The following is a 25,436-nucleotide window of genomic DNA, read 5'->3' as shown; positions in this document are numbered from 1 at the left end:
TTATAAGATGTTATAACTTACTGACATAATTTACCTGTGGTTCATTGTTATTTATTATTATTTACCATATAGCATTGCTGCATAAGCATTTACAGAGTAGTAGATCCCATTTATTAATTCTCAGAATTCAAATATGAAACCACTATTATGTTGCTACATTACCAACTATAATACTTAACATCAGTAAGAAAAATCACAGGGTTTTATATGTATTATCAATTACAGTTAATACATTATTTCACATTCAAACACATTTTATCCCGTAAAAATAATAATACTGATTTCTTGCATATACCTTCATTACAACCAAAATGGATAAACATATAATAAAATACACGGCTATTTATATTATAAAAGTACATTAATATGCCAATTTTATCGCACTATTAAACAGGATGTTATATTTTACTTTACTTAAGTGTTTATAAATAAAAATTAGCTAGAGTTTTATTACAGGGTACACATGTTGTTTGTACATAGTGTATGTTATTTTTATGTAAAATATTCATAGATTTACCTTGCCACAAATATCCCAAATCATTAACTTTCAACATTATATTATAGGTATATACTACTTATACATAATATATATCATATATTAGCAACACATAATTTACTTTCTTATAAATACAAAATGGTATCTATAGTAGCAATTTACATATTAACCAACTATAGCCAACCATCTCAAGCAACATGCTAATAATAAAACCTCTTGCATTGATTTGTAATTGCTTATAGAGTTATAGGTAAAGTGATAAAATAGGTTATTAAGGTATGGCAAACCATCCAAGTGCTAAAAAGATGATAAAAGTAATAAAAAAGCGCACTATGGTCAATCGTATGCGGAAAAGTAGAGCACATAACTACATAAAGAAGTTTATGATTGCTTTAGCAGCGGGAAATAAAGAATTAATGGTTGAAAATTTTAAAAAGGCTGAGTCCAACCTGCACAGGTGTGTTAACAAGAAAATTATACATAGAAACACTGCAGCAAGAAAAATTAGTCGTTTAGCTTTAAAGTTAAAAACCTTTGATCTACAACACCAGGAAAAAGCTCTGTAACCATATATTTACAAAAGACATCTAATATGTTTTTAGTATAGCGTTTGTTAACCAAGTTGTTTTTTAACAAGTATTGTATGTGTTTTTAATCTAGAATAATGTTTACTTATTATAGCAAGTTTATGCCATACAGTAAAAAATAAAACATCCTATAATGATTATATAAGTATACTGTCCTTTGCAATGCCACAATTTACAACATAATCACAGTGAGCTTTAGCTTTTTGTATATAAGAAACACAATGGTAATTAGAAAACTATAGTGATTATATAACTCATGTCATACGTAAGTATTATGATCTATTAATCAAGCAAAATGTTATAAAATAACTTCCCAAATATTTTACAGTTGCATAGTAAACAATACATAACATACTTGCTATTTAAAAAACCTATAATCAACTTAAAGCAACAATGAAAGTATATTTACTTGAATCTATACAGCCAATATATCACAACCTTACAAATATAACTTGAGATATATAATTTATAATTATAGTATCAGATTATTGATGATTACATATCAAGGTAATAACCTTAATATATAAATATTACAACCACATTTACTGTGATGCTTGCAAGAAATACAAAATATATGATACACGTATTCTACTGGCTAAAAACTATAAATTATAATACCTAACAAACTGCTACTAGGAAGTAATTCATGTAACATGTGAGGAACAATAGTATCAAGTTATCAGCATAATATACCATAGATGATAATAAATAATTTTTTAAATAACGGCAAACTATACCTGTGCAATTTATAAGAAATAATATTAAAAACTAATAACTTAGGATATTTATGATAAAATAAATCTATAAATATTTTATATAAAAATAACATGTGTGGCCTGTAATAAAACTCTAGCTAACTTTTATCCATAAACACTTAAGTAAAGTAAGGTATAACATCCTACTTAATAGTGCGATAAAATTAGCATATTAATGTACTTTTATAATACAAATAGCTGTATACCTTTTGTACACCATGCATTATGGTTATCATGAGAACGCATATAACAAACTAAGCACTATCGTTCTTATAAGATAAAATGTGTTATTGAATGTAAACGAATATTCTACAATGTATCATTCACCAGAAGTTTATAATATATATTAAGACTACTATTAAGAGATAGTTTATACAACATGCAACACTAACATCACAAGATAATGTATCAAGATAAATAATTGCTAATGCTTAACTATATTTAATTCTATCTATAAGAAACATAGAATACTCTACAATGTATCATTCACCAGAAGTTTATAATATATATCAAGACTATTATTAAGAGATAGTTTACATAACATACAACACTAACATCACAAGATAATGTATCAAGATAAATAATTGCTAATGCTTAACTATATTTAATTCTATCTATAAGAAACATAGAATACTCTACAATGTATCATTCACCAGAAGTTTATAATATATATCAAGACCACTATTAAGAGATAGTTTATACAACATACAACACTAACATCATCAGATAATGTATCAAAATAAATAATAATTTCTAATGCTTAAAATAACACCACAAATTATATTTATTATATACTCAGAAATACATAATACACTAAGGACATCACTCATTAAAAACCACACAACATACTTACAAAAAATCACACTAGTATGTTAACTCAAAGCATGTATATACAAGAAATTAAATAAACGTAATATTTTAAAATTATTTAGCGCTATCATTCTGTTCTTTAAAGTAAGATATAGTACCCTCAATGCCTTTTTTATCTATCATATTTTTAATCACAGTACGCTGATTTATAGAAAAACTAATCGCATTATTAATTTTTATATCAGACAATAGTACTTTATCACCAAGTACTAGTAGTTTAAATTCCACTATCACAAAATTATGAACATTCGCCATATCAGATAATCTGGTATTTATCAAATAAGTATTTTCTTTTGGATTTTTAATAGACATAATACTCATGTCATATACAGCATACTTATATAACTGCTTAGTATATATTCGCCTAATGTATTTGTTATATTCATCAACAAATCTAGCATGTTCATCATCAGACATAGAGTTCCAATATGCACCCATGACAAACTTTGCAATATCTCTTATATCAAGTACTCTCTCTACTACTGACTGTATATTAGAATAGGCGCTTACTCTATCAGGCGCATCTTCTACAATAATCTCAATTTGGTCTTTTAATCCAATCAAAAAATAACAAGGTTTGATATACTCTCTACACGCTCCTACATCACTATATCCGAAAGCATTATTAAAGATAAATAATGCACCTATTAAAAATAATCTAAAAACAAAATTCATGATATTATCTCAAACTATTATACACAATTACATTATAAAACTATCATCAAACTGATAATTACTAATAACATACAGAAACGTACTTTATATAAACGATCATTATAATTAGGTAGGTTATACACAACATAGAAAAATAAGTTCGTCAATAATACTTATAAAACACATTGTAAAACATATGTATATAACGTAATAATTACAAAATATCCTATATTATGTAATTCATTATTAGTACTGTTATATCAACTAATTGATAAAATATTTACCAATAATTTATTAATATTCTATGATCCTATTAACCACCTCTATAACAAATTCTCCATGATACGCTAAATGATATAATCCCTACTACCTATTACTATGCTGATACTTAACAATATTACACAATCAAACAAAAACCCTTCTTAATTATGAGCTGTTTCGATCATAACACTATCATCAGCACAACTATCATATTCAGCTTCAATTGTAACATGAATAATTCCAAATTTTTGACTTATTAGTTTTTTTATAGATATTAATATTCTATTATACTCAGAAATATCTGTAATAGTAACCTCATTCAATTTAACATGCATAGTCATAATTGGATGATCAGTAGTTAAAGACCAGATATGAATATGATGCACATCTAGAATTTCAGGAATGTTCTGATATATAGTATCTCTAATTTCAGATGGGTTTATATTATCTGGAGTACCTTCAAGTAAAATATGCCCGGAACTCTTAATAATCTTATATGCACTTCCAAGTATTATAATACTAACCAACACTGATAATAACGGATCAACTATCTGCCATGAAGTAAACATAATGATTATTGATGCTACAATTGCTGTAACTGATCCTAGAAGATCACCAATAACATGCAATACTGCACTTCTTATATTTAAATTACTTTCATTTTTTCTATACAAGAGGAAAAAAGATATTACATTTGCTATTAACCCCAAAATAGCAACAGAAATCATAATTTCCCAATGTACTTGTTCTGGAGAAAAAAATCTCTTTACAGATTCTAAAATAATTAGAACAGCTATACCTAACAAAGTCAAACCATTAATAAATGCAGCAACAACCTGAAATCTATGATAACCATAAGAACGGCAAGAGTCCGATTTTTTCATAGCAACTTTATGCGCAAACCAACTTAATAACAAAGAAACAAAATCAGTAAACATATGCCCAGCATCCGAAAGCAATGCTAAAGAATTTGCTGCTATCCCACCAATTACCTCTATTACCATAGTCACAATGATAATAAAAATAGCATATATTAACTTATTTTCATGAGATGAAGGCTTATCTTTATGAATAAGCGACATTATAACAACCAAACTTTATATCTAAAGACAGAGTGGGCAATACTGGACTCGAACCAGTCACCTCTTGCACGTCAAGCAAGCGCTCTAACCAAATGAGCTAATCACCCTCTTCTGGTAAACATAATAAGGAATATCTTATTAAAGTCAATCATGCTCAACAGCTAACCTAATAGAACATAATATAAAAATTAAACTTACAGGTATTAAACTTATAACAAGAATACCCAACAACATTACATTCTCATCATATACATTACTTTTAAAGTGATCAAATAATACATTAAAATATATTAACACTGGTATCATTACAGGCAAGGTCAAAATCTGTGCTATTATTATACTACCACTTTTTCCTAGAGCTAGAGCATGACCTACAGCAGATATAAAACTAATGACTAACAAACTAATTCCTAAAGAAAAACCTAATCCAATAGTAGAATATACATCACTATCTAAAACCACAAAATTTATGAACATAGAAATAAGACTAACAGGTATTCCAACATAGATCCAATGTGACAATATCTTAAAAAACACAACTAATTCTGGTATACAGTTTTGCAAAAATATTTGCTCTAAAGAACCATTATCATAATCATTCCCTAACAAATGACACATAGATACATGTATCGTTGATATACTACAAATCCATAAAATAGTTGGTAAAATTTTAATTATTTCAGTATCTTTTATAGTAAATAATGCAACACTAATTACTAAAATAAAAAGAATTATTGTATTCAACAAATTATCTACTCTACTTAGCAACAATTTCAATTCATTAATTAATACTCTACCATTGCTCATTTTCAGTCCATCAATGATAAAAACAACGCAATTATATCATATATTATACACAAATTGTTAATTAACTATATTTAAATTATTAGTTGGTTGTATCACAATGAGGGAATACATAATGTTGCAAAAAAACTATACTATCAAATCTGACGAACCAAAAAATGATAGTCATTATATGAATCATAAACAACTAGAATATTTTAGGAACAAATTAATCAAATGGCATGAGGCTTTACAAAAAGAATCTGAAGAACAGACTATAGAAGTCTTGCAGCCACAGGCTGACGCTGATCTAACGGATATGGCAATAAAAGAATATAATACCGAACTAATATTGAAAACTAGAAAAAGGAATGAAATGTTAACAATAGAAATAAATAAGGCTCTACAAAGAATAGAGAATGGATCATATGGTTACTGCGAAGAAACAGGAGAAGAAATTGGTATAGCAAGACTTAAAGCAAATCCAATCACACTATACTGTATTGAGGAACAAGAAAGACGAGAAAAACAACAACAACTCTATAATGATGAAGAACTTGAATATAATCATAACTTTTTAAACGACAATTAACAAATCTTTCTATAATCTACCTCATATATACAATAATTAAAAAATAACTTTACACTTTATGTGCTATGTTGCCAAAAATAGCACATAATTGGAAGTTACCAAGTAGTAATCAAAACATAATTACCACGGTTAGCATATAATGCACTATTTTTAACTTGCACTATAAATACACAGTAATATATTAACATAGTCCAAAAGTTTATTTATTTATATTTACTTTACAATAATTAGTATTTATAGTTTAATATATACTACTAACAATTAGTGTAATATATAACAGAGAGTTTGTTTTTTAATATATATTGTGATTGTATATCGCCAGAGCAATGTTTACTTGTTTGGTATATTATATAGTTCTTATTACAGTTAATATGATCAACATAGAACCTATAATTACTATTGATATACCATACTGTAAATTTCACACTACAGCTTTTAACTAATATGAATTTATTATTTCCATAGTCATCTTATAAGAAATATATACATATATTATGTTACTTTGTATCTATATAATATATTAAATATATTTAACAACTTTTTCTAAGACAACAGCCAAAACATTATAAAAGTGATAAGATAATACCAAACAACAAGTTACCGTTTTAAAAAATATTTGTAAAATCACATTCTACAATACAAAATTCTAAGATATTCTACACTTATTTGGTAATAATACGCGGACAGTATTATAATTACTATCAAGATCTTTTTTACTGTAGTATACTTATGTTCTACAAATTACAGATAGTATAATAAATCAATAGTATTATAACATATAGATTTTATTGTATATTCCTATAATTCACAGCATAATAAACAATATAAAAGAAATCAAAATATATTAGATTAACTAAAAGAGAGTGAAAATAATAAACACTCCTAATAGAACTAATTACATGAATGATTCTGCATTAGTGAATATCAACATGAATGTGTTGTCCATCCTGTTGTGTAATAAGGTTATTGGTATGTGGGAATGCTATAATATGAGTATTATACCTAATATAGTAGATTGGTGTTTCAGTGGTGTATGTATAGATGCAACGTATTAAAATTATTAATTTTGAACCCATAATAATATTAATTATATAAACAATACTATGAAGTATTTTAGTAACTATACAATAATTATTCTCTAGCTTTATTCTACAAATCACAATGCCATGTTATTGCAATTCTATAGTCATCAGAAAAAAGTAACATGCTATACAAATATTAGGAAATAACTCAACAATTTCTATATTTTCACATCGTAACACATTGCATATTACCGCAATATTAAAAGGCCTATATAATTATATTACAATGACTACGTATTGCATACAATTACAGCATTAAAAAACATGCATACTAATACAACTAACTACATATTCATGATAAGGTATATTTCAAATACTTAGTTTAAAGTATCTGTATTTTTTATATTACAAGAACTACATACCACATATACACAAACACTAAAAGATATACTATCTATATAATTAACTATACCATTATCAGCAATTATGAAACATAGTAACATTTTTCAAACAATCAATTTTTAATATTACAATGACTACGTATTGCATATAATTATATGCAATAAAAAACATGCATACTAATACAACTAACTACATATTCACTGATAATGGCATATTTCAAATATCTAGTTAAAGTATCTGTATTTTTTATATTACAAGAATCATACACCACCCATATGTAATGTAACGTTCAAAAAAATAGCTCTTTCTCAGATAGATAATTTCTTATAATCTATACTATCAGATCAATAGTATTAACTATATAACGTCGAGTACCTTTATTAGCATTAGGTTTAGTCCATAATTTATAGACATAATTGTACCAAGAAAATTAAAAACTTTTATAGATTTCCAAATATTTAGGTACAATATCCTCAATAGTAGAAAAATTTATTCCCATTTTTTTCAAACTATCAATAGGATATATATCACGTAATTTAGTCATATCTTTCATAAATTTCACTTGATCCCTAGTTAGGACTGGATCTGTATTTCCAATAATAGGTTTCAAAAAGACAGAAATTATTTTAATTTCAAATATAAATGCCAAAATATTAGCTATACAAAAAGAAATATTAAACAGCCTACTCTTTCTCTGTGTAGCAACAAAAACAAAATCCAATAGTTCTTTAAAAGAATAAGTATTAGGACCACAAACGTTATACAACTTATCCTTAATTTCACAATCAACAATATGGAATACCAATCTAGCCACATCATCAACATATACAGGCTGAAAAACAGATTGCCCACCACCTATAACAGGTAGGAAAGGTAAAACTTTTGATAGTCGAGCAAATTTATTAAAAAATTTATCTTCAGGACCAAAAACTAAGCTTGGCCTTATAATGACTACATCAGGAAAGGATTCTTTGACAAGTTTTTCACCCATTAGCTTACTATTAGCATAATCAGACTTATGTACCCCGTCAATTCCCATTGCAGAAAAATGCACCATTAACTGTACATTCAATTTTTTAGCAATTTTTGCAATATTTTCTGCAACCTTAACGTGCACATCATAAAAACTAGATTTTTTTGTACTATATAAATTTCCAATCAAATTAATAACAACATGGCAACCAGATATATGTTCTACTAATTGTTCATTATTATAAATATCACCACTAACAATTTCTACTTGTCCTAAAAGACCACATAATTTCAAGTGTTTGGCTCTTTCTGGATATCGAGTAAAGACTTTAATTATATACTCAGCCTGAGAAAAATACTTTACTAAATATCTACCTATAAAACCATTCCCTCCAAATATGATAATACGCCTCATAGACATTTAGACACCTCAACTTCAAATGTTGTATTACTAATAATCATCATTTCCACAAAATCACATATACAAAAGTTGTTATAAGTTAATTTTTTAATAAATTAACATTTCTTCAACATAACGAGTACACTATAAGAAACATTATATAATCAACTACTAAAATAACCATACAGTATATTCATAAATCCTTATACGCTTATATAAATCAGAAGATATACTATATATTTAAAATTATGATGAACATAAATCAATTACGTTAACAATCTTACATCAGCATATGTATCAACTATAATAAATGCATTATCACTATTATCAAAAGAACAGTACTTAATCTACTATGTTTATACATTCTTACGTACCAATAATCCTACTAAACAACAAAACTGTATAACACACATAAATATAAATTCAAACCTATTAACCTTTATATTATATCTATATACCTGCAATCAAAAACACATATCTACTAATTAGAAATACCTATATTATAAATTATAGCATTCCCACATACCAATAACTTTATCACATAACAGAATGACAACACATTAATATGGATTCAAAACTAATAATTTTAATACGTTATACCCATACATCGACCATTAAAACATTAACCTACTATAATATGTATAATACCCATATTATAACATTCCTATATACCAATAACCTTATTACACAACAGAATGACAACACATTAATATGGATTCAAAACTAATAATTTTAATACGTTATATCCATACATCGACCATTAAAACATCAACCTACTATAATATGTATAATACCCATATTATAACATTCCTATATACTAATAACCTTATTACACAACAGGATGACAACACATTAACATGGATTCAAAACTAATAACTTTAATACGTTATACCCATACATCGACTATTAAAACATCAACCTACTATAATATGGATAATACCCATATTATAACATTCCCATATACCAATAACTCTATCACATAACAGAATGACAACACATCAATATGGATTCAAAATTAATAACTTTAATACATTACATCCATACACCTATCACAAAAACATTAATTTACTCTATATTAGAGATAATACCCACATGTAACATTCTTATACACTAATAACCTTATTACATAGCAGAATAACAACAACACTACTTAATCCAATAGGCTATATACATACATTTATCTTAAATACCCACTTATCATTTGTGCTAAATAACACCTGACATTGCAGCCATAATACATAACATACAAAAAAACACTCTATCTTTTATACAAGTCAAGAACTTCCAATTAAAAATGGATTGTAGTAATAAATCCCGTTCCTAATCTTTTAAAATTCACGACTATACAGCAACACATATTATTATATATGCTTATCAAGACATTTATCAATAATTTATCATAGAAGAACCATGACCAAATATGGTAAGCAATTGTGTAAAGTTTTCACTTAACGTGCCTGCATTACAGATTTTATCTGCATGTTTATTCGCAAGTGAAATAAGGTCATGATCCCTATAAATGTCAACAAATCTAAAACTTGATAAACCAGATTGTCTTACTCCTAGTATATCTCCGCTACCACGTAATAACAAATCTTGCTCTGCTATATAAAAACCATCTTGAAATTGACGTAATATACACAACTTTTTATAAGCAACTTTACTTAGAACCTTACTATGCAATAAAATACAAAATGAAGGTTTATTGCTACGACCTACCCTACCGCGCAACTGATGAAGCTGAGATAGCCCAAATTGTTCCGCATTTTCTATTATTATAATAGTAGCATCATGAACATCAATACCTACTTCTATAACAGTCGTTGCTATTAACAATTTTATAACTCCATCATAAAAGGAATTCATAACTTCATCCTTTTCAGTCTTGGATAAACGACTATGTATTAAACCTATTTTTCCAATAAACATATCTTGTAAAAATAAAAACCGTTTCTCAGCTGCTGCAATATTTAACAATTCTGATTCTTCAATATAAGGACAAATCCAATATGCTTTATTACCTTGTTCTATAGCAACTTGTAATTTTGACACTACTTCTGAAAGCTTTTCAATACTTATAATGCTAGTTTGTATAGGTAACCTATTATGTGGTTTATCTTGAAGTTTCAAACAATCCATATCACCATACACTACCTGTTCTAATGTTCTAGGAATAGGTGTTGCAGTCATAAAAAGAACATCAGCAATATTTCCTTTCTGTATTAATTTCATACGCTGTAATACACCAAATCTATGTTGCTCATCAATTATAATTAAATTAAGGTTATAAAAATCAACACTGTCCTGGAATAGGGCATGAGTACCAATTACCACTTGACATTCACCAAGTCGCAATTTCTTCTTTATAGACTGTTTTCCTTTCACTTTACTAGTTAACAGTTCAATATTAATTTGCAGATCAGATAATATACTCCGTATCCAATAATAATGCTGCTCAGCCAATATTTCAGTAGGTACCATAAGAGCTGCCTGTCCACCACTTTCCACAACATTCAAAATAGCAAACAATGCGACTACTGTTTTTCCACTACCAACATCTCCTATTAGCAATTTCACCATTTGTTGTTCTGAAGCTTGACTTGCTGTAATTTTTTCTATTACTTCTTCCTGTCCAACAGTTAATTTAAAAGGTAGCTTATTTAAAACATGACGATAATATATCCGTTCATTAACAATAGAAATACCTTTCCTACATTGAGACTGTCTGAGCATTTTCATAGCAATTTGATGGCTCAACAATTCATCATATACTAATCGGGTTCTACATAATGACAATGCTTCCAGTGTATCTGGATTATGTATTTTTACTAAACTTTCTCTAAAACTATACCACTGATTTTTCAATAATAATTCATCATCTATCCACTCTGGAAAATCAGGTAATAAACTTATACACAACTTCACAAACTTTGAAATCTTACGAGAAGTTAAGCCTTTTATTAACGGATATACAGGCTCTATAGTGCTAATATCTTGAAATTTACTTATATCTTTTATAATGTAATCCGGATGCATAATTTGCAAACATCCACAAAACTTACCTAAGGTTCCACTGATAATATAAGCCGAACCAACATTCAAAATACTTTTCAAATATTTAAGAGAATAATTAAAAAAAATTAATGATACCTCTCCTATATTTGTTTCCAATACCACTTTATATTGAGATTTATTTCTTACACCAAAAAAACCATGACATTTCACAATACCTATGAAAGTTACAATTTTACCTACAGCATTTTCAGACAACTCAGTTCTTCTATCTAAATAACTTTGCGGTACATGCAACAACAAATCTATGATTCTATCACCACCACATAATTTTTTTAGTAAATCACCTACTATACTACCAATTCCTGGCAACATATATATGCTAGAAAAAAGATGCAAATTCTGCATTAAATCTTATACTTGTTGACATCTAAACATTACTATAAACACTAAACTTTAAACATACAAAAACATATACTTAATTTGACTATGAAAATACTACTAATAATCTCAGGAAGCATAGCTGCATATAAAGCTTTAGATTTGATTCGGAAATTACAAGAAAATAAGCATACAATTACTGGAATAATCAGTAAATCAGGAGAAAAATTTGTTACTCCACTATCAGTAGCATCGTTATCTGGAAATTATGCATACACTAATGCAGATTTTTTCAATACACACAATAGTATGCACCATATATCATTAACAAGAAACTCAGACCTAGTACTAGTCGCACCAGCAACATTAGATATAATAGCAAAAACAGCATATGGAATCGCCGATGAATTAGCGACAACTATATTAATTGCTTCTAACATTCCTATAATTATGGTACCTGCCATGAATCCCACAATGTGGAATTCAAAACCAAATCAACGTAACATAAACCTTCTAAAAGAAGATAATGTTGTAATTATTGAACCAAAAGAGGGATTTGCTTTATGTAATGAATATGGTTTAGGAAAAATGGCCGAAATTCAAGATATAGTGTCATTCGTAGAAGGTTTTCAGAAAATCAATACTCAGAAAAAACCCAAGTAATGCGTATACAATTACAAATTCTTATAATGCGGCTGATTAAATTTATCCTCATATTAAATATTACAATAATTTAATTAAAGATACACTCTAGGAAAATAGAAATACAAACATCACTAGTTATTTAACGGTTAACAAGATAATATAACGCTATTAGCCCAAAAATATTACATTACTATATCATGACAATTGTAATATACACAAAAAATTATATCACCACTATTATGACTATAGAAATCAAACAACTACTTCTAGCATGGTTTCCTAGATAATACATATTGCTTCACTGAAACCTTATGCTTCATAATACTTTTATTATACAATATAATCTTGAGGAGATTACCAATAAAACATGAAAAAATAATATTGTATAATTAATTCATACTTCTACTGTATATGTACTGTATTAATAATATTAACACACTCAAAAAACATATTAAGTAATAACTTAAACCTTCATATCATAAATCCTAGGAACACTTTACTTTATAACAATGTGCTTTATCCTATAAGAGTCTATTTATAATTTTAAAACACTTACCTTTTTACATTACATATCACTTTTTAGAACTAATCATGAGATAAACTTATGTTTATATATCCAAACATATTTCCCATTTTTCACTACAGTAGTACTACTGCAATAACATACCTTTTTTATATATGAAATAACAAAAATATCATTTAATTTTCACTTACTTCCTAATAATTACAAGTAACCATATAGTATTTATTCCCTTAACAATCCATATTAGTAAGATTTATAAAAAAATATTATTTCCCAATACAAAATTTTCCAAAAACATTATCTAATATATCCTCATTACTAATCACACCTACTACCTTTTCTAATTCCCGTACAGTCAATCTTAATTCTTCTGAGATCAACTCCATAGGTAATTCAAAGTTAATACTTTTTATAATATTTAAAGCATTTTGAATGTGCATCCTTTGTCTTTCAGAGGTAATAAATGGACTAGTAGTACAGAACATGAAGTCTGTTTCTACCTTTCGTTGTATTGCACTTAAAAGATTTTCAATACCTAAATTGTAACACACTGAAACTGGAATAAAATCTATACTATTAATACGTATTAATTCCTGTGTAGTAATATTATCAGACTTGCTTAAAACACATACTGATTTATCATCTATTAAATCCATAATTTCACTATTTAAAGTATCCTTCTTTTCATAAGGTAACATTATGATTTTAAAATCAGCACTCTCAGCTTTTAACTTCGCACGCTTTATTCCTTCTTGTTCTATAGGATCACTACTATCTCTAATACCAGCTGTATCAATAATAACAATAGGATAACCAGCAATATCAATATGTGCTTCTAAAACATCCCGTGTAGTGCCAGCATATTCGGATACAATTGCAATATCCCTTTTAGCTAAATGATTAAATAACGTAGACTTTCCAGAATTAGGTTCACCTAAAATAGTAACATAAATACCTTGACGTAATCTTTCCCCTTTACGTCCATCATTAAGGTGGTTTTCTAATGATTCTTTGATTTCATTCAATAAATAACTCATGTTCTCTATGGCATAACTTGTCACTTCCTCTGGGAAATCAATATAAGCCTCCATATTAGACAGTATATCAATTAATTGCTGTCTCCAACTTTGATATAACTTCTCCAAAGCTCCAGACATCTGTCTAATAGCTTGTTTAGCCTGCATTTCCGTTTCAGCATGAATAAGATCAACTATAGCTTCAGCTCTAGTTAAATCTACTTTATTATTTAAAAATGCACGCAGTGAAAATTCACCTGGTCCTGCAGGAACAAAGATTTTTCCAAGCTCAGACAAAATCATTCTGATAACAGCAATACTGCCATGAGTATATAATTCAACAACATCTTCTCCAGTAAAACTGTTAGGGGCAGAAAAATAAACTACTATAACTTCATCTATAACTTCATGTACAGCATTATATAACGGAGTAAAAGTTGCAACTCTTGGCTTAATATTGCTATTCACTTTAAAATGCGCAAAAGTTTTTATAGCATCCTGACCAGAAATCCTAATTACAGCAACTCCAGACCTTCCCCAAGGAGTACATAAAGCAAAAATTGTACTCATAATTCATTATTAAAAAACACTTTTACAATTATTTACAAAATTAAATTATACAGTAAAAGTACAGTTATATCATTAAAACAAAAAAACCAATGCAAATTTTTCATTAACTATTATATAACATTACTACTTAAAATACACCAACATAATATCACTAAATATTAGTGTACATCTACAAGAGACAATACTTTAAAAACAAGCCAATATTTAGTACCTACTATGCAGGTGTATCACATTATCAACCCAATAATTTACTTTATAAAGGAAATGACAATTATTGTAATATAAATACAAAGCTCAACTTGGAAAAAGTAACGCTATAAACTAAAAAACACACCTAAAATATTATTAAATACTTGTAGACGTATAATCATCCCTTAAAAGTTCATTCATAGACACCTTATTCCTAGTGTTTTGATCAACTTTCTTTACAATCACAGCACAATAAATTGATACATTACCACTATTATAAGAACCTGGCACAACTACAGAATACGGAGGGATTCTTCCAAAAAATATTTCACCAGATGTTCTATCAATAATCTTAGTAGATGCACCAATATATACACCCATAGAAATTATTGACCCTTCTTCTACTATTACTCCTTCTACAATTTCACTACGAGCACCAATAAAACAATTGTCTTCTATTATTACAGAACGAGCACCTAACGGCTCCAATACTCCTCCTATCCCTGCTCCTCCAGAAATATGACAGTTTTTCCCAACTTGAGCACAACTTCCAACAGAAGCCCAAGTATCTATCATAGTACCTTCACCCACATATGCACCAACATTCACAAAACTGGGCATCAATACTACACTAGGTGCAATATAAGCAGATTTACGAACAATCGCTCCAGGTACAGCTCTAATCTTTGCTTGCTTAAAATTGTCAGCATTCCATTTACCAAACTTTAAAGGTATTTTATCAAACCATGAAAAATTACCAAGCATTGAATTAGGAGAATCTGCATATCCAAATTTCATATCATATACTCGAAAAGATAATAGAATTGCTTTCCTTATCCATTCATGAATTATCCACTGTCCATCTACTTTTTCAGAAACACGAATTTTTCCTTGGTCTAAAAGATCCATTACATCATCAATAACACCTTTAATAGAAACATTAGTAGAAATATTAGCTAGGTCAGACCAAGCATTCTCTATTATCTCTTTAAAATCACAAATATTCACCATATCTTAATGCCTTAATTCTATACAATATCAATCCTGATTATAGATTACCACTGAATAAATAACAAGCTATGCAACACCAACTAGATAAAATTTATTATTGAATAGATCATTTAACATGCAACTACAAAAAGAACAGGCTTATATTTTTAAAAAACATAATAATATATATTACGGTTAACTATTAACCTTCAAATTCTTAAGATACATACATTTATAGACATATCCATAATAATGCACTATATAATATTAAGGTGTATAGTCAACAAGTTTGTGTCTAATGCGGATAGAATGCAAAAATTGCAAAGCAGTTTACAGAATAGATAATAGCAAAATTCCCGTGAATGGAAAGAAAGTTAAGTGTACAAACTGTAATACTACATGGGTACATATACCGACACAAGAAAAAACAACACCTATTTCCGAAGAAAGACAACCAATAATAGAAACTACAAACCCTAATTTACAAAATAGTAAGACTAGGTTTGGTAACAAAAAATCTTCCCTACTAAAAAAAATATTGTCCGTGCTAGTAATGCTTATATTAGCATTTTTCTTATCCGCTACATTTCAAAATAGTATGCCACATAACATTAGAAAAATCTACCGAATCATAGAAATGTATGACACAACACAAATACAATTAATAGATTCTCACATTCATATTATCAAAAATAATGGTGATAATATTGCAATAAAAGTTGAAGGAACTATTAAAAATGAATCTGACCAAGAAAGATTTGTACCAGGAATACATTTTGCACTCTACAACAAAAATAAAAAAATGATTGCATCAGAAAGAATTAATGAATCTAGAGAAATTATTTTAAGTAAAAAGCAATATAAGTTTGAACATATTATATACTATGCACCAAAAGACACAGATAGTATTCAAATCAAAATAGGTAACATTTTCGAAATTGCTTTCCTATGATGCTAGAATTTACTGTTACTGAGATTACAAAAATCTTTCAAAACTTAGTACATGAAACATTTAATCACATAAAAGTTAGAGGTGAAATTAGTAATCTTTCGCAACCAAAATCTGGACATATATATTTCACCCTCAAAGATGATCAAGCAGTACTTAACGCTGTATGCTGGAATAATACTAAAATTGAAATAGATCTTAAAAATGGATTAGAAGTAGTATGTATTGGGTTTTTAACAACCTACCAATCAAAATATCAAATAATAATAGAAAGTATGTTGTTATCTGGCATAGGTAATTTAGATATCATGCTTCAACAAAGAAAAGAAAAACTAGAAAAGGAAGGTTTATTCGATCAATCTCGCAAAAAAACATTACCTTTATTACCAAGAATTATAGGTGTAATTACGTCCACTACCGGCGCTGCTATCAATGACATATTAAACAGGGTAAAAAGTCGTTTTCCAAGCCATATAGTTATTTTTCCAGTACTTGTACAAGGTAATGATGCCATAATACAAATCGTAAACGCAATATCTAAATTAAATAACATAGATATCAACTGCCCAGATGTTATTATTATAGCTAGAGGAGGAGGTAGTGTAGAAGATCTATGGATTTTCAATGATGAACTTATAGTAAGAGCAGTAGCTCAATCTAGAATACCTATAGTGTCTGCAATTGGACATGAAACTGATTTCACATTAATTGATTATGCAGCAGATGTCAGAGCTCCTACACCTACAGCTGCAGTAGAAATTATCTTACCAACAAAAACCCAAATAATAGAACATATAAATAGCAAGTTTAATAAAATAAAAGCAGCATTGCATCATTCGGTAAACACAAAAAGAAATAAATTACTATACTTATGCAATCAACTAGAAATAACAAAACACAAAATAAAAGTACTCAAACTACAAATGTTTAAACACAAAAACAAAGTAGAAATTTTATTAAAAGTAATACTATTAAATAAAAAACAATACCTAAGTGATCTATACTACAAAATAAGTAAACATAATAAAGAAAAGAACTTGGAATTAGGATATGCTTTAATATACGATATAGATAATCAACACATTAGTAGTATAAATAAGCTACAAACAAATGACATAATATCGATTGAACTAAAAGATGGCCTGATAAAAGCTAGAATAGAATAAAAACTGCTACTTATAAGATATTTAGCATCTAATTTTTAGCAATTACTACACAAAAAATTGTTCTCTTTAATATTAACTAGTTCAGTGTAATTTAAGAATACCTAAGAAAATTTCCCATAGTCTTTCCAAATATTATCAGTATACATTAAGCATATTACATATGATACGTAGTTAAGTCCCATACTATTCCAAATATCATTTAATTCATAATACTTATGATAATTTGAAAATTTAATCTTACAAATTACACAAATATCAAAAGAAGAATCAACATAATATACTACTGATAAGACTTTTTGAGTAAGATAGCAATAAACTTAAGCACATACATGTTCAATAGATGGACTCATTACACCATTAATACAGTACGTAACTTTTGTTAAAAAAATTCTTAAGCCAATAAGAATTACACTTATACAACTCTATAAATATAAAGAAACGTATTCTTCACAACATCTACTAATATACAAACTTCAATAATACACAGCTTAGATTAATCACATTTCAACCATAGAATCTTTATATCCCTAATTAACTTCATAAACCCTACAATAAAAGCATTTACATGCTTAAGCTATAATAATTGCATATCAGCATAATAACTTTTTAATCTTAAAAAGAATACAAGTACACATTGCTGATTACATAATATTGCTTTAAATAAAATAACTTGAAGCGCAATAGTCTAATTTTACCATATTTTCATACTGCATAACTTACACACATGCAAAAATTCTAAAAGCAACTTGCATAACTAAAATTAATACTACTTAGCTCATAAGATTAGAACACAATAATACACTACTACGTAAACACCATATATGACCAACCACAATATTTAATACATGTCTTTTTACAATAACCAAACACAACACCTATAACATATACCAATTACTAAGATACACATTATAGGAAATTAAAATATAGCAAAGATATACCAATAAAATACAGACATATTAAACAGGAGTATGATTAAATAGTGAGCTTATAACTTTTATGATCTGTCCATTACCCACCATATATTATTTATTACTAAATTTTGTAAATCTTATAACACTATGCAAGACTTAAAAAATGTAGTAATGCACCTCCTCCTGTAGAAATATAAGTAAAGTCTTCACTGGAAAAACCAAACAATTTGATCGCACATATACTATCGCCTCCACCAACTATACTTTTCAGTTTTCCTGCTTTAGTAAATTCTGCTAATGATTTTGCAATACTAAAAGTTCCTTTGGAGAAAAGTTCTTTTTCAAACATTCCCACAGGACCATTCCAAAGTATTGTTCTACATTTCTCTATCATAGAAGTAATCAAATCAATAGTATGTGGTCCGATATCCAATATAATATCATCAGACTCTAACATATTATTATCTTTCACTAAAACCTGATTATCTGATAAATTTTTAGCTATTAAATAATCCTCTGGAACAATTATCTTACAATCACATTTTTCTGAAAGACTAACAATATCAGGTACAGGATCTTTCTCTAATTTTTCATATAATGAATTTCCTATCTTGAATCCTTGTGACAACAAAAAATTATTAGCAATCGCTCCTCCCAATACTAAGAAATCAACTTTCTGTACTAAATTTTTTAACATATGAATTTTCGTTGATATCTTTGCACCTCCTACTATTACAGCTACTGGCTTCTCACTCTTTGACACTACATAACTCAAATATTTTAGCTCCTCCTGAAAATTAAACCCAATAAAAGATGGCAATAATCTAGCAATTGCATCTATAGAAGCATGTTTACGATGCATACAAGAGAAAGCATCATTTACATATACATCAGCTAACAAGGCAAGTTGTTTTGCAAATTTTAAATCATTTTTCTCTTCCTCTTCATAAAACCTTAAATTTTCTAATAATAATATAGAACCCAAAGGAGCAGACTGCACTGTCTGTTCCACATAACTACCTATAACCCCATCTACAAATAACACATTTGCTGCAAAGATCTTATTCAGATATTCAACTAAAAATTTTAAAGAAAACTCCTTATCATAAGATTGAGGACGACCATAATGTGATATGATCACAACCTTTGCATTATTACTTAACAAGTATTTAATCGTTGTTGTTAACCTTACAATACGGGTATCATCCAAAACTATGCCATTATCTACTGGTACATTGAAATCTACACGTAACAATACAGTTTTACCACAACAACTAAAATCTTGTATTTTCTTCATATTAGCAAAAGCAAAATCATGAGATTTTAACATATTAAGTTACCTTTTGTTTTAATAATTTAATAAACTACTAAAATAGTTAAATATTTTTATTAACTATAGAAAACTTATTAAGTGTTTTTCATTACAAAATCAAATTTATTCTAATAAAAACACAAACTTCTATTCTTAATATCAGCATATATTAATTAAAGTATAAATACTTAAGATATGCTTTTAATATCTTAATATTTATTAACTTTTAAAATAACTTTAAGTCTCACATCAGTATTTTCAATACTAATTCCATTCCATTAATAAACAAATTGAATATATATACCATTATAAAAATACTATGGTTATCTTGCGAAGTCTATTTTTAAATATTGCTATAATAATATTTTATACATGTACTATACAATTGAAACATCAACAAAATATGTAATTTTTACAGCTAAAGAATACTTCTAATTAAAAAGTTGTTTGAAAAATTTGATATAAAACTTTTTATTGATTTTAACACATATATATTTAAGAAGCACAAAAGACAATGTTGTACTATATACTCATAATAACTATATTTATAAAATACAAAATATACACCCAAAACACTCTGCAGTACTACAAGGAATTATTATACAACGTAAGAAACAAAACTCATTTATTTTAAAGTTAATCTACAATAGACTGTTTATAATATTAGAAAGTTCAGAAACTAACACAAATTACATATACCATCATACACAATACACCCTTATCAATAAGAAATATATTTCATATAAATACATACAATTAATATATTATTATCTTACGAGTATTACTAAAGCACTAAATAATTTGTCACCATACAAATACTATATTAAATAGAATTTTCTGAATTAAATTTACCAATTAAATCAATGACAGTCAGTATTCTATTATCTTAGAACATCATATATTAGTAAATAAAAAGTCTACACTGATTAAAAGTTATATAACACTATAACTCGTTTGATATAATCTTAAAAAAATAAAAACAGAAAATACAATTTTGAGTACTCTTCATACTTAAAAACATACTAAAATAGACAATATTAGATTAATACAACTATAACAAAAAATAAATCTTTACATTACTTCAACATACAAACCAATCTATTATACATATTTTTAACTATCAGTATCTATAATATCCACTAGTTGATTTGAGTAGGTAAATAAATGCCAGAAATTCCATTTATAAACAATAAAAATGACACTAAAACCACAAAAATAACATGGGAAATAGTAAAAAACCAAAAATATAAACAAACATACTTATTACAAGTATCATGCTTATATATAATAACAGTATATCCAAAAGACTACGATATATCTTTATCAATAGACAACCCAATAGGAAATATATTATTAAGAATCAATACAACTATGGAATCAGTTCTACTCAATAAATTGCTCAGTATTGAAATCCTGAAAGGTATTTCATCATATAAATTTATTAGTAAGAAAAAAAATAACATAGCAAGATTACAGGATATATCCCAATTCTTTAGTACTAACTTCAATATAAAACTTCCAAAAAGTATAGAAGAAAGTTTTATAGCTGAACATAAAGAAGCAGCTCAATTACTTAAAAGTTCAATAAATATATAAATAACCATAGCATTTATTAACATCAAATCACTAATCTGACTTAAAAGTAATAAGAATAATTCAACCATTACTAGTCTTTATTATTAATCTAGAAAATACCTTTAAATAGGTAAACCATGGAGTTTCTTATAGGAATACGGAACTTTTTACAGAAAACACATTTTATTTAATGTGCCTTAAATAATCAAATAAATATTTGAAAATGCTGTAGAATGTATCACAATAATTATAGGTTATTTTTTATTTTTATGCGTGATAGACTTCATAAAAATGCACGGAACTCTCAATGACTTTGTCATTATTGATTGTAGAGAAAAAATGCATAACAACATTAATTTCAAAGAAATCGCTAACAGGAAAACAGGTATCGGCTGTGATCAAGTCATCTTAATCACACCATCAGAAAAAGCTGATTGTCTGATGCACATATACAACCCCGATGGAAGCAAAGTTGAAATGTGTGGAAACGCTGCAAGATGTGTTGCTTATCTACTAAGTAATGAAAAACACAGTAATAATATTACTATTGAACTATCAGATCGTATATTGTCATGTAGTAGAACATCACATAACAAAATACAAGTGAATATGGGACAACCAAAATTTCATTGGCAAGATATACCAATATCACAAGAATGTGATACTCTATACTTACCAATAAAAACAGAGTTTCTTAGTTACCCTGTAGGAGTAAACATAGGTAATCCTCATGCTGTGTTCTTTGTTGACTCAATAGATGATATTCCACTAACTAAAATAGGACCAGAATTAGAAAATCACCCTATATTTCCTAAAAAAGCAAACATAAGTATAGCACAAATAATTTCTAGTGATGAAATTAAACTTAGAGTATGGGAACGCGGTACCGGAGAAACAGCATCATGTGGTAGTGGCGCATGTGCAACACTAGTTGCAGCAGTAAAACGTAATTACACCAAATCTAATGCTACTATTTATTTACAAGGCGGCAATCTATTAATATTATATAAGAGCGATAATACTATTTTAATGGAAGGAGTAGTATCATATGTATTTAATGGAGTAATATAGTAATATTACTTTAACACTTTTCTAGTTAATGCACTTTTATGCAACGTATAGTTATGTTACAATAATTTATGATAACAGGTGAATCATTATGAAATTGAAAGAAGCAATTATAAATGCAATCTTTATTCTCTGCTGCTTACCTTTGGTAATCTTATATCATAAAATAAAACTGTTTGATCAAGATGGAGAGCTTTTACTAGATGAATCTGAAAAATCCAGCTATTCACGTGCCATAATGATTGGATGTTTAAATATAGTACTATGTTGCACAATGTACATTATGATACTAATGCATTTCAATATTAAACTAATGTTATTTCTACTCTCAAAAGTTACAGGAAAAAATTTTGATATTTTTAACGATATAATATCTAGGCTAATAGATATACGTATGGTACATTACATAGCATTACATACACATCTAAAGTCTTTAAACCGTATTCAATACAAAGATGAGCTAGAGAATGAATCTAAGATGTACAAAGATTTCGCATCTAAAACAAATATAATTATCAAATCAATAGAACATCATAGAAAATTATATGAAAAATTCATTCTACCAATTTAATAACATTTTTATGCTTATATATTACAGCATATTTATGCTATCTTTAATATTAAATACTAAATCAAAATTTGGCGAGTAATGCATGAGAAGCAATTTTTTTATTACAAAAAGTAACATACTGTCCTTAATATCCAGTATAAAAAGAGTCATACCGGAGTTACATTGCATTCCAAATTTAATAAAGAATAAATTTATCTTTATGAAAGAAGAGACGGTTTTACTGCAAAACAAATTAAAAAATTTATTACAAACTAACATTGACCTTGGCCTATATCACTTTTATAAAGGTAACATATCAGACGCAAAACTTAGATTTTCTCTTATTAAACTTTTCAAGCCTAAATTACCATTAGTATACTACAACCTAGGAAGATGCTATTTTGCTTTACAAAAAATAACAAAGGCAAAACAAAATTTTATGCGCGCTATAGAGTTAGATAATAACTATGCAGATGCAGTATATTATCTTAACAAATTAAATAATCCTGAGAGTATAATAAGTATCCCTGAAAATATTATAGCACAATATTTCGATTATACAGGAGAACATTTTGTAGAGTATTGGTTGATAGCTAAGCAATATAAAGCATATGAATATGTAAAATCCTTAATAATAAACTTTTTTGGGGATAAATCTGCACTCTTAAATATTCTAGACCTTGGATGCGGAACAGGTGTATGTGGTCAATTTTTAAAAATGAAAAATATCGGGAACCACATAACAGGTATAGATTTATCAAGCAAGATGATAAACATAGCAAGGGGCTGTTTTGTAAATGGAAAACAAGCCTATAATGAACTAATACACATAAGTATTTATGATTTCCTTAAAAAAAACCAAGGTAAGAAAAAATATGATGTCATTATCCTCACAGAAGTATTACAGTACGTTGGCAGTTTACATTACATATTTAAGTTATTAAAAACAGCACTAGAACCAGATGGTATAATCATTGGACTTGTACGTAAAAAACAAGGGCCAGGTCTTCAATTTGTCAGCGAGGGCGACTTCTTTTGTCATTCAGATGAGTATATAAAATCATCCATTAAAGAATCAGAATTAGAATGTAGCTATTCTAGTCATTGCAAAATATATGGATCACAGGTTGAAGGCATATTATTTGTAGCTCAACTTCAAAAATCAACAACTAACTCTAATTCTAGTACACAAAGTGTGCCACTAAAATAAGAAAGTATAGTGCCATGCATACTTATGTTTTTATCCAACTCACAACATATTAACTAAGTATATTTACTCAATAATAATACACAAACATCATTATTTTCAATTATAAAGCATTAAAATAACCCTACTTTCTACCTACAAAACAAATGTATATTACAAACTACTTTATAAAACTCTACACGTAAGTATACATAATATTATATTCTGATTCTAATATATTTCAATCACTAAATATCTCTAAAAGCGAAACACAAAAGTAACATATCAATTAAAAAATATCTAAGCAAATTTAAAGACTGAATATAAAACACACCTTAAATCTATAGGTAATTAAATATTACCATTAAACACAAATACAAACTAAAAAAGTACCTACATCTGTAACTTAAATTTTAAAAATATTAGACAGTAACAACTAATGAACTTACACTTTACTCACAAAGTTACTTAATATCAAATTACAAAGTAAATATTTTACTATACTAACATAAAACTT

General features: G+C 27.5%; 17 protein-coding genes and 1 tRNA gene. 9 read left to right on the top strand and 9 right to left on the bottom strand.

From position 1 onward, the window contains the following. The first annotated feature begins 774 nt into the window (after positions 1 to 774). Positions 775 to 1,062: a 30S ribosomal protein S20 gene (gene rpsT / locus EDL80_RS00260; RefSeq protein WP_158406223.1), complete on the top strand. Its 288-nt coding sequence runs from the start codon at positions 775 to 777 to the stop codon at positions 1,060 to 1,062. 1,700 nt (positions 1,063 to 2,762) lie between these two features. Here rpsT and EDL80_RS00255 read toward each other — a convergent pair. The 4 genes from EDL80_RS00255 to EDL80_RS00240 all read right to left on the bottom strand — a co-directional run bounded on the left by EDL80_RS00255 (position 2,763) and on the right by EDL80_RS00240 (position 5,512). After that, a complete protein-coding gene (locus EDL80_RS00255) occupies positions 2,763 to 3,383 on the bottom strand; it encodes a phospholipid-binding protein MlaC (RefSeq protein WP_158406222.1) in 621 nt (206 codons plus the stop codon). Positions 3,384 to 3,784: 401 nt separating this feature from the next. After that, on the bottom strand, positions 3,785 to 4,705 hold the full coding sequence (locus EDL80_RS00250; RefSeq protein WP_158406221.1) for a cation diffusion facilitator family transporter: 921 nt from the start codon (positions 4,703 to 4,705) through the stop codon (positions 3,785 to 3,787). A gap of 33 nt (positions 4,706 to 4,738) precedes the next feature. Further along, positions 4,739 to 4,812, bottom strand: a tRNA-Val gene (locus EDL80_RS00245). Positions 4,813 to 4,849: 37 nt separating this feature from the next. Then, positions 4,850 to 5,512 carry a heme exporter protein CcmB gene (locus EDL80_RS00240; RefSeq protein WP_158406220.1) on the bottom strand — a complete coding sequence of 221 codons (663 nt, stop codon included), beginning with the start codon at positions 5,510 to 5,512 and terminating at the stop codon, positions 4,850 to 4,852. 112 nt (positions 5,513 to 5,624) lie between these two features. Here EDL80_RS00240 and EDL80_RS00235 point away from each other — a divergent pair, with 112 nt between their 5' ends. Continuing rightward, the gene (locus EDL80_RS00235) at positions 5,625 to 6,080 is read left to right on the top strand and encodes a TraR/DksA family transcriptional regulator (protein WP_158407077.1); all 456 of its coding nucleotides are present in this window, start codon (positions 5,625 to 5,627) and stop codon (positions 6,078 to 6,080) included. A gap of 1,854 nt (positions 6,081 to 7,934) precedes the next feature. On the opposite strand, the gene EDL80_RS00230 is transcribed toward EDL80_RS00235, so the two are convergent. Then, positions 7,935 to 8,897 (bottom strand): complex I NDUFA9 subunit family protein, encoded by a 963-nt coding sequence (locus EDL80_RS00230; protein ID WP_158406219.1) that lies wholly within the window; start codon positions 8,895 to 8,897, stop codon positions 7,935 to 7,937. A gap of 1,365 nt (positions 8,898 to 10,262) precedes the next feature. Then, positions 10,263 to 12,296, bottom strand: coding sequence for an ATP-dependent DNA helicase RecG (locus tag EDL80_RS00225; protein WP_158406218.1), 2,034 nt, complete (start codon positions 12,294 to 12,296; stop codon positions 10,263 to 10,265). Positions 12,297 to 12,377: 81 nt separating this feature from the next. Here EDL80_RS00225 and EDL80_RS00220 point away from each other — a divergent pair, with 81 nt between their 5' ends. After that, the gene (locus EDL80_RS00220; RefSeq protein ID WP_196492740.1) at positions 12,378 to 12,932 is read left to right on the top strand and encodes a phosphopantothenoylcysteine decarboxylase; all 555 of its coding nucleotides are present in this window, start codon (positions 12,378 to 12,380) and stop codon (positions 12,930 to 12,932) included. 771 nt (positions 12,933 to 13,703) lie between these two features. Here the strand turns inward: EDL80_RS00220 and mnmE are convergent. Both mnmE and dapD read right to left on the bottom strand, forming a co-directional pair. Beyond that, positions 13,704 to 15,023: a tRNA uridine-5-carboxymethylaminomethyl(34) synthesis GTPase MnmE gene (gene mnmE, locus EDL80_RS00215; RefSeq protein ID WP_158406216.1), complete on the bottom strand. Its 1,320-nt coding sequence runs from the start codon at positions 15,021 to 15,023 to the stop codon at positions 13,704 to 13,706. A gap of 345 nt (positions 15,024 to 15,368) precedes the next feature. Then, a complete protein-coding gene (gene dapD, locus EDL80_RS00210) occupies positions 15,369 to 16,223 on the bottom strand; it encodes a 2,3,4,5-tetrahydropyridine-2,6-dicarboxylate N-succinyltransferase (RefSeq protein ID WP_158406215.1) in 855 nt (284 codons plus the stop codon). A 277-nt stretch (positions 16,224 to 16,500) separates the two neighbouring features. On the opposite strand from dapD, the gene EDL80_RS00205 reads away from it, so the two are divergent. Together EDL80_RS00205 and xseA are read left to right on the top strand one after the other, a co-directional pair. Beyond that, positions 16,501 to 17,154 carry an MJ0042-type zinc finger domain-containing protein gene (locus tag EDL80_RS00205; RefSeq protein WP_196492739.1) on the top strand — a complete coding sequence of 218 codons (654 nt, stop codon included), beginning with the start codon at positions 16,501 to 16,503 and terminating at the stop codon, positions 17,152 to 17,154. After that, positions 17,151 to 18,317 carry an exodeoxyribonuclease VII large subunit gene (gene xseA, locus EDL80_RS00200; RefSeq protein WP_158406213.1) on the top strand — a complete coding sequence of 389 codons (1,167 nt, stop codon included), beginning with the start codon at positions 17,151 to 17,153 and terminating at the stop codon, positions 18,315 to 18,317. Before EDL80_RS00205 ends, xseA begins: the two co-directional genes overlap by 4 nt. Positions 18,318 to 19,373: 1,056 nt before the next feature. On the opposite strand, the gene EDL80_RS00195 is transcribed toward xseA, so the two are convergent. Then, the gene (locus EDL80_RS00195) at positions 19,374 to 20,558 is read right to left on the bottom strand and encodes a phosphoglycerate kinase (protein ID WP_158406212.1); all 1,185 of its coding nucleotides are present in this window, start codon (positions 20,556 to 20,558) and stop codon (positions 19,374 to 19,376) included. A 1,146-nt stretch (positions 20,559 to 21,704) separates the two neighbouring features. Between EDL80_RS00195 and EDL80_RS00190 the strand changes: the two genes are divergently transcribed. The 4 genes from EDL80_RS00190 to EDL80_RS00175 all read left to right on the top strand — a co-directional run bounded on the left by EDL80_RS00190 (position 21,705) and on the right by EDL80_RS00175 (position 24,943). Continuing rightward, complete coding sequence (locus tag EDL80_RS00190) at positions 21,705 to 22,136, top strand: hypothetical protein (RefSeq protein WP_158406211.1); 432 nt, start codon at positions 21,705 to 21,707, stop codon at positions 22,134 to 22,136. A gap of 252 nt (positions 22,137 to 22,388) precedes the next feature. Continuing rightward, the gene (dapF, locus tag EDL80_RS00185) at positions 22,389 to 23,186 is read left to right on the top strand and encodes a diaminopimelate epimerase (protein WP_158406210.1); all 798 of its coding nucleotides are present in this window, start codon (positions 22,389 to 22,391) and stop codon (positions 23,184 to 23,186) included. Positions 23,187 to 23,274: 88 nt separating this feature from the next. Beyond that, entirely contained in the window at positions 23,275 to 23,754 is a 480-nt protein-coding gene (locus tag EDL80_RS00180; RefSeq protein WP_158406209.1) for a hypothetical protein, read from the top strand. Between the two features lie 82 nt (positions 23,755 to 23,836). Further along, the gene (locus EDL80_RS00175; protein ID WP_158406208.1) at positions 23,837 to 24,943 is read left to right on the top strand and encodes a methyltransferase domain-containing protein; all 1,107 of its coding nucleotides are present in this window, start codon (positions 23,837 to 23,839) and stop codon (positions 24,941 to 24,943) included. Positions 24,944 to 25,436: the final 493 nt, after the last annotated feature.

The organism is Ehrlichia ruminantium (assembly GCF_009728835.1).
Taxonomy (GTDB): Bacteria; Pseudomonadota; Alphaproteobacteria; order Rickettsiales; family Anaplasmataceae; genus Ehrlichia; species Ehrlichia ruminantium_B.
This window is presented reverse-complemented; position numbering and strand designations above follow the sequence as displayed.